The sequence below is a fragment of the Arthrobacter sp. 10T413_2 genome (assembly GCF_056394205.1).
Map to the genome: position 1 here is coordinate 1 of NZ_JBFTHK010000195.1, position 7,368 is coordinate 7,368.

General features: G+C 68.7%; 7 protein-coding genes. 3 read left to right on the forward strand and 4 right to left on the reverse strand.

The annotated features are described in order from the left end of the window. Together AC1DBQ_RS20030 and AC1DBQ_RS20035 are read right to left on the reverse strand one after the other, a co-directional pair. Window positions 1–689, reverse strand: a 689-nt coding sequence (locus AC1DBQ_RS20030; RefSeq protein WP_476930175.1) for an acyl-CoA dehydrogenase family protein, incomplete at its 3' end; no start/stop codon positions are given. Between the two features lie 102 nt (window positions 690–791). Further along, entirely contained in the window at window positions 792–1,415 is a 624-nt protein-coding gene (locus AC1DBQ_RS20035) for a TetR family transcriptional regulator (RefSeq protein ID WP_476930181.1), read from the reverse strand. A gap of 271 nt (window positions 1,416–1,686) precedes the next feature. On the opposite strand from AC1DBQ_RS20035, the gene AC1DBQ_RS20040 reads away from it, so the two are divergent. From AC1DBQ_RS20040 to AC1DBQ_RS20050, 3 genes are read left to right on the forward strand one after another with little or no spacing between them, the layout of a single operon-like run. Next, on the forward strand, window positions 1,687–3,036 hold the full coding sequence (locus tag AC1DBQ_RS20040; protein ID WP_476930176.1) for an acetyl-CoA C-acetyltransferase: 1,350 nt from the start codon (window positions 1,687–1,689) through the stop codon (window positions 3,034–3,036). A gap of 10 nt (window positions 3,037–3,046) precedes the next feature. Next, the gene (locus AC1DBQ_RS20045) at window positions 3,047–4,387 is read left to right on the forward strand and encodes a 3-oxoacyl-ACP reductase (RefSeq protein WP_476930177.1); all 1,341 of its coding nucleotides are present in this window, start codon (window positions 3,047–3,049) and stop codon (window positions 4,385–4,387) included. Continuing rightward, window positions 4,384–5,298, forward strand: coding sequence for a MaoC family dehydratase (locus AC1DBQ_RS20050; protein ID WP_476930178.1), 915 nt, complete (start codon window positions 4,384–4,386; stop codon window positions 5,296–5,298). The genes AC1DBQ_RS20045 and AC1DBQ_RS20050 overlap by 4 nt, the downstream gene beginning before the upstream one ends. Before the next feature lie 95 nt (window positions 5,299–5,393). Here the strand turns inward: AC1DBQ_RS20050 and AC1DBQ_RS20055 are convergent, their stop codons facing one another. Next, window positions 5,394–6,524, reverse strand: coding sequence for an FUSC family protein (locus AC1DBQ_RS20055; RefSeq protein ID WP_476930179.1), 1,131 nt, complete (start codon window positions 6,522–6,524; stop codon window positions 5,394–5,396). A 70-nt stretch (window positions 6,525–6,594) separates the two neighbouring features. Then, window positions 6,595–7,368 (reverse strand): glutathione S-transferase C-terminal domain-containing protein (locus tag AC1DBQ_RS20060; RefSeq protein ID WP_476930180.1); only part of this gene is annotated, 774 nt, incomplete at its 5' end.

The window sequence follows — 7,368 nt, forward strand, 5'->3', positions numbered from 1 at the left end:
TAGAAAGCGTGCACGCCGTGGTTGACGCCCTTGGTCAGGAGCTGGGCGAAGACGACCGCGCCCAGGCCGTCGATCGCGGCGTTGCCGATGTAATCCTTCCACGCGGCCCGGAACGGCGTGTGGATCACGAATTCCTCCGTGGCCGGGTCGTAGGTGGCCGTGGTGGCGATGCTGGCGACGTCCGAGCCGTGCCCGGTCTCGGTCATGGCAAAGCAGCCGGGAATCGCCAGGCTCATGATGCCCGGCAGCCACTTATGGTGGTGGTCCTCGGTGCCAAGGTGCATCACGGCGGAGCCGAAGAGGCCCCACTGCACGCCGGCCTTGATCTGCAAGGAAGGATCGGCGGTGACCAGTTCCTCGAACCCTGCAATGTTGCCGCCGTGGTCATCGTTGCCGCCAAGCGCAGACGGGAAGGCCCGGTGGACGGCTTCGTGGCGCACGAGGTGCTCCAGCTGCCCAAAAGCGCGCCGTCGGTGTTCGGTGTGGGTCAGGCCCTCGATCTTGTGCAGTTCAGGCTGGCCGGACACCGCGCGGGCGTGCCGGCGGACGTCGGCCCATTTGCCCAGCAGTTGCTCGCCAAGGGCTGCGACGTCAACGGCGGGCTGCTCCGGAGCGCCGGGCCGGCCGGCTGCCGATGTTGTGCTGCGTCCGGGCTCGGTGCCGGCGGTACGGTCGGCGAGTTCAGTCATGTCGATTCCTTCTTTGGTTCTGACAATTCAGTGCTAAGGCCTCAGTTCCGGGCCGCGGTTCCGGGGCTTCAGTTCCGGGGCCAGGGGGCCCGGGTGTCGGTGCTAGGAGGTGCCGCGGTCCGGCACAGGGTCCGCTCCCGTCGGGGGCGTCTGCAGTTCGGGAGCGATCCCGAAGCAGAGCCAGTCCGTAATCTGCCGTGCCATGGCCTCCTGGTCCGGCTTGGCGGGTCCCGGCGGGCTGGCGAGCCACTGCTCTCCGGCGTTCCGCACCAGTCCGATCGCGGCGTTGGGCCAGTAGCCGATCACGGCTTCCTTGTCCTGGCCGCCGCCCAGGTGGCTGCGCATGGGCCGGGCGATCATGTCGCTGATGGCGGCGAAGAAGTGGCTCAGCGCCCCGGCGGTGGAGATGGACGGGCCCGCTGTGTCCGTGTCGCCGTGGCCGTGGCGCGTCACGAACGTGTAGACATTCGGGCTGGTCTCGGCCATTTGCAGGTAGRCCGAGACCATGGCGAACAGGCCCTCGCKCGGTGTCTGGGCGCTTTGGGCAGCCTCCTGGATCCGGCGCTGCATCTGGCCCAGCACCACCTCGCCCACGGCCTGCTGGAGACCGKCTTTGTCACCAAAATAGCGGTAGAACACGGACTTTGACGTTCCCGCGGCTATGGCGATGTMTTCCATGGACGCATCGCTGCCCAGGGCGTGCACCGCCTTCCGGGCGGACTTGATGAGCTCCCGCCGCCGTTCCTCGCGGTGGGACTGCCACCGGGAGGAACGGCCGTCGACGCCGGACGGCCCACCGGGGTTGCCGGAGGGGGCGCCCGACGCGCCGCTTGACGGGGTATTTAGCGGAGTGCTTGAMCGGGAGCCGGCGCCCCTGGCGGCGGCCTTGCCGCTGGCCGTGGTGGCGCCCGGCGGACTAGCGTGGGGGATGTTCACGATACCCAGCGTATMAGGTACGCTGGGTATCGGTAACCGCTTTGATCGAAGGAGACAGCCCATGTCCGTCAACGGACAGTCAGTACCCGGCCCGCAGGAACCGACCGCCGCCACGCAGCTCCGCAAAGCCGTGGTTGTGGGCGGCAACCGCATACCGTTTGCCCGGACCGGCGGGGCCTACACCAAGTCCTCCAACCAGGACATGCTCACCGCCGCGCTGGACGGACTCATTGCCCGCTTTGGCCTCCAGGATGAGCGGATCGGGGAAGTCGCTGCCGGAGCCGTCCTCAAGCACTCCCGCGACTTCAACCTCACCCGCGAAGCAGTTCTCGGCTCGGCCCTCTCCGCCGAGACCCCCGCGTATGACCTCCAGCAGGCGTGCGCCACCGGCCTGGAGACAGTCCTCGGCCTGGCCAACAAGATCAAGCTGGGCCAGATCGAGTCAGCGATCGCGGGCGGCGTCGACTCAGCCTCGGATGCCCCCATCGCCGTCAGCGAAGGGCTCCGCGAGGTGCTCCTGGACCTGAACCGGGCGAAGACGGTATCCCGGAAGCTGCAGGTCCTCAGCCGGCTCCGACCCAAGGACCTGGCCCCCGATGCCCCGAACACGGGGGAACMGCGCACCGGCCTGTCAATGGGCGAACACCAGGCGCTGACCACAGCGCAGTGGAAAATCACCCGGGAGGCCCAGGACGAGCTCGCCTTCACCAGCCACAAGAATCTTGCCGCGGCCTACGACGCCGGCTTCTTCKACGACCTCCTGACGCCCTACCGGGGCCTGAGCCGCGACTCCAACCTGCGGGCCGACACGAGCCTGGACAAACTGGCGACACTCAAGCYGGTCTTCGGCAAGAACCTTGGCGCCGAGGCAACCATGACGGCCGGCAATTCCACCCCGCTGACGGACGGCGCCTCCACCGTGCTGCTCGCCTCCGAGGAATGGGCCGATGCCCACGACCTCCCCAAGCTCGCCGCCGTGGTTGACGGCGAAGCTGCCGCCGTRGACTTTGTCCACGGCAAGGACGGCCTGCTCATGGCCCCGGCCTTCGCGGTGCCGCGGCTACTCGCACGCCACAACCTCACCCTTGAGGACTTCGACTTCTTCGAGATCCACGAGGCCTTCGCCGGGACGGTGCTGAGCACCCTTGCMGCGTGGGAGGACGAGGAGTTCGGCCGCACCCGCCTGGGCCTGGACGGCGCCTTCGGCAGCATTGACCGGTCCAAACTAAACGTCAACGGCTCTTCGCTGGCTGCCGGGCACCCGTTCGCTGCCACGGGCGGCCGGATCGTGGCGTCGCTGGCCAAGATGCTGCATGACAAGGGCCACGCCGACGGCCGCCCGGCGCGCGGGCTTGTGTCCATCTGCGCCGCCGGCGGCCAGGGCGTCGTCGCAATTCTCGAAGCACTCTAAGGGGAACCCGATGAGCGACACATACACCCGCTTCGTCAGCCACGGACCCGGCCGGGACATTGCCAAGCGGCTCGGGCTCCCGCAGCCGGTGGCCCTCCGGCGGTACCGGCCCGGTGCCCCCCTGATCGAGGGGCCGGTCCTGGTTCAGGGCTCCACCAGCGGCGCCGACAGCCTGGCCGCGACCCTCCTGGCCTGGAACCTCGACGTCCGGCGCCACGCGATCCCGAAGGAGAAGCTCGGCGCCATCATCCTGGTGCTGGACKAGCTGGTCCGTCCCGAGGATCTGGAACACCCGGTCCTCACGGCGGCCACCTCGCTGCGCGACCTGGCCCCGAATGCCCGTGTCATCACAGTGTCCCGCACAGCGGGCTCCGCGGCGGAGCCCGCGACGGCGGCGGCCCGTCACGGCGTGGACGGTCTCCTGCGGTCACTGGCGAAGGAACTGCGCGCGGGCGCCACAGGGAACGGCATCCTGCTCGCCGACGGCGCCGACACCACCAGCCCCGGGACGCTGGGGGCGCTGAGGTTCTTCCTGTCCGGCCGCTCGGCGTTCGTGGACGGGCAGTTCCTGACCGTCACCTCCGGCGCCGGGCAGCTGCCCGATGACGTCGAGAAGCCGCTGGCCGGCAAGGTGGCAGTGGTGACGGGCGCCGCCCGGGGCATCGGGGCAGCGATCGCCCGCACCCTGCACCGCGACGGCGCCACGCTCATCCTCGTCGACATCCCGGCCGCGGGCGACCATCTCGCGGCCGTGGCCAACGAGGTCCACGGAACCGCTCTGCAGCTGGATATCAGCCACAGCGACGCCGGCCAGCGGATCATTGACCACGCCGTGGCACGCCACGGGCGGCTGGACATCGTGATCCACAACGCCGGAATCACCCGCGACAAGCTCCTKGCCAATATGGATGCGGGCCGCTGGAACTCCGTCATCGCGGTCAACATCGCCGCCCAGCTGCGGATCAACGATGCCCTCCTGGCCTCGGAGCACTTCCACGACTCGCCGCGGATCGTCTCCGTGGCCTCCACAAGCGGGATCGCCGGCAACCGCGGCCAGACCAACTATGCCGCGTCCAAGGGCGGGGTGATCGGCATGGTCCGCGCCACGGCGCCGCTCATCGGCGAGCGCGGCGGGTCGATGAATGCCGTCGCTMCCGGCTTCATCGAAACGGAAATGACGGCCCGCATCCCCTTCGCCACCCGCGAAATCGCCCGCCGGCTMAATTCCCTGCAGCAGGGCGGTCGGCCGGGGGACGTCGCCGAGGCCATCGCGTTCCTTGCCAGCGACGCCGCCGGCGGGATTTCCGGAGAGGTGCTGCGCGTCTGCGGGCAGAATTTGGTGGGCGCATGAGCAGTTCCCGKACCGTCATCCTTGGGGAGATGCCGACCCTGTCCAAGCTCTACGTCAACGCCGCGGCCACCGCTGCGCGGCGGCGGGTCCTGGGCACCCACGGCGGCACCGAACTGCCGCCTTACACCCACKAAGTCCGCGGCGTGCGGGCCGACGTCACCAACCTGACCGCCTACCAGCACCTGATCGGTGAGACCGCGAGCGATGTCCTGCCCGCCGGGTTCATCCATGCGCTGGCGTTTCCGCTGGCCATGAGCGTGATGAACCGGGACGACTTTCCGCTGCCGCTGCTGGGCATGATCCACCTGAGCAACACGGTGGTGCAGTCCGCGCCGGTGCTGTTCACCGAGGCTCTGGACATCCGTGCCCGGGTGGACAACCTGCGTGGACACAAGGCCGGCACCCAGCTTGATGTCGTGGCGGAGGTCCGGGCCGCCGGGCAAGCGGAAGTCCGCTGGCGCGGGGTCTCGACCTACCTGGCCAAGGGCGTGTTCCTGCCCGGGATCGACAAGCCGTMGGTGCCGGTAACGCAGCCGCCGTTCTCGGCACCGGATCCCACGGCGATCTGGCAGCTGGGCGTCGACACCGGGCGCGCCTACGCGGCCGTGTCCGGCGACTTCAATCCCATTCACCTGAGCGTCCTGACGGCCAAGGCCATGGGGCTGCGCCGGTCCCTCGCCCATGGCATGTACCTCGCGTCGCGGGCGCTGGCGGACGTCGGTGCCGTCAAGGGGGACTCGTTCAACTGGGAGGTGGCCTTCGAGGCGCCGGTCTTCCTGCCGGCCCGCGTGGCACTGGACATCAGCACCGTGCAGGCCGGCGGCGGGGCATGGCAGCGCTCCGACTATGTGGCGTGGAACCCGCTGTCCGGGCGGCGGCACTTCAGCGGCTCCGTCGCGGGGCTGTCGTAGCCGGTAGCCGGCCAGGAACAACGGCGGCGCCCACCCCCGGCACGGGGACGGACGCCGCCGTCATGGTCCGGGCCTTTGGCCGGAGTATCCGTGCGTCAGTCGCTGGCCGCGGAGGACTTCACGACCCGGAGCATCCGGTGYAGGCTCATCAGGATCGACTCGACTGCGCTGGGGGCATCGGTKGACGTTTCCTCGGCGCCGATCCGTCCCGTCAGCGCCTTGACGGCAGAGTCGGCCGCTTCAATCCGCTCCAACTGCTCTTCCGGGCTCTCCTCCTCGATCGAGCGCAGGATGTCGGCCACGGCGGACATGGCGTCTGCAAGCGGCTCGGTATATTCATCCGGCACCACAAAGGGTGTGTCCTTGGCCCAGATGACATCCGACAGCACCTGCGTCACGTCCTGGACATGGAAGGTCACCCGCTCAAGATCMCGCAGGTTGCGGTAATCCAGTTCGATGTCCCGGGGGTKGAGACGCCGCCGGGGATTCGCCCGCCGGCTGGCGTCCGCCTTCTCCACGGCCAGCMGTACGGAGCGCGCGGAGGCTTCGAGCGAGTCGGACCGCTTGGACCAGTCCTCGTGTTCCGGCGGCCAGCTCTCCTTCAGCGCCGTGGCCATGTCCCGGAGCTGCTGGGCGAGTGCCAGGCGAAGTTCCGCGATGCTGAGCTCGGCGGCCCGGAAGTGCAGGGGCGGGAAGACCAGCAGGTTCACAATGATGCCCACCGTGACTCCGACGCCCATCTGGAAGAGGTACCCGAAGGAGAACGTGTCCGGGTTGTGGCCCCCCACGAGCAGGAMCAGAAGCGCCGCCGTCGGGATCCAGTCCMGGCCTGCGCCGATCTTCGGGAGTCCGGCCAGGACAACACCAAAGGCCATCACGATCCCGACTGTCAGCGGTGACGGGCTGCCGAGGATGAACAGCACAAAGGCCAGTCCAATCCCTATCGCCAGCCCCGCGAGCGTCTGCACTCCCTGCTTCATGGAGCCGGCGACGTTCTCGTACATCGCCACCAGGGCGCCCAGCGGAGCGTAATAGGGGTAGTCGGCCGCGGAGCCGGGCATCAGCGGGGCGATGGCGAAGGCAACGCCCGCGGCCAGTCCTGCCTTCATGGCCAGCTGCAGCCGCGGCCACAGCAGCGCCGAGGACACGTTGCCCGCCACGATCCGCCATAGCCGCCGGAACAAGGAGGGGCCTCCGGTGTGTGTTGYCTCGTCTGTCGTAGTCATCCCGGCTCACCATAGGCTGGAGATATTGCTGCGACAAATGGACGAACCCCGGCAGGACAGTGTTTTCCGGTCAGTCCGCGCCGTGTCCCGGGGTGACCTCTTCACCGGGGCGGACCGGTCCCGGCGGCGTGCCGTCGCCGAACGGCCGGCCGCCTAGAGCTTCGCGACCGTGGGCGGAGAGCCAGTTGCCCAGCTCCGGGCCGCGCGGGACAACGCCGGTGGGGTTGATGTCCTCGTGGACGATGTAGTAGTGCTGCTTGATCTGCACGAAGTCGGTGGTGTCCCCAAACCCGGGGGTCTGGAAGAGGTCACGCGCGTAGGCCCACAGCACCGGCATCTCGCTGAGCTTCTGCCGGTTGCACTTGAAGTGCCCGTGGTACACGGCGTCGAAGCGCGCCAGAGTGGTGAAAAGCCGGACGTCTGCCTCGGTGATGGTGTCGCCCACGAGGTACCGTTGCCCCCCAAGGCGCTCCTCAAGCCAGTCGAGGGCCGTCCAGAGCCGGTCGTAKGCGGCGTCGTAGGCTTCCTGGGAACCGGCAAAGCCGCACCGGTAGACGCCGTTGTTCACTTCCGTGAAGACGCGCTTGTTGACGGCGTCTATCTCTTCCCGCAAATGATCCGGGTACAGCTCCGGCGCGCCGGGGCGGTGGTACTGCGCCCATTCCGTGGAGAAGTCCAGCGTGATCTGGGGGAAGTTGTTGGTCACGACCTGCCCGGTGGGGACGTCCACGATCGCCGGGACCGTGATCCCGCGGGGGTAGCCGGGGAAGCGGCGGAAGTAGGCTTMCTGGATGCGTTCGATCCCGAGGACGGGATCCTTGCCGTCGGGGTCGAGGTCAAAGGT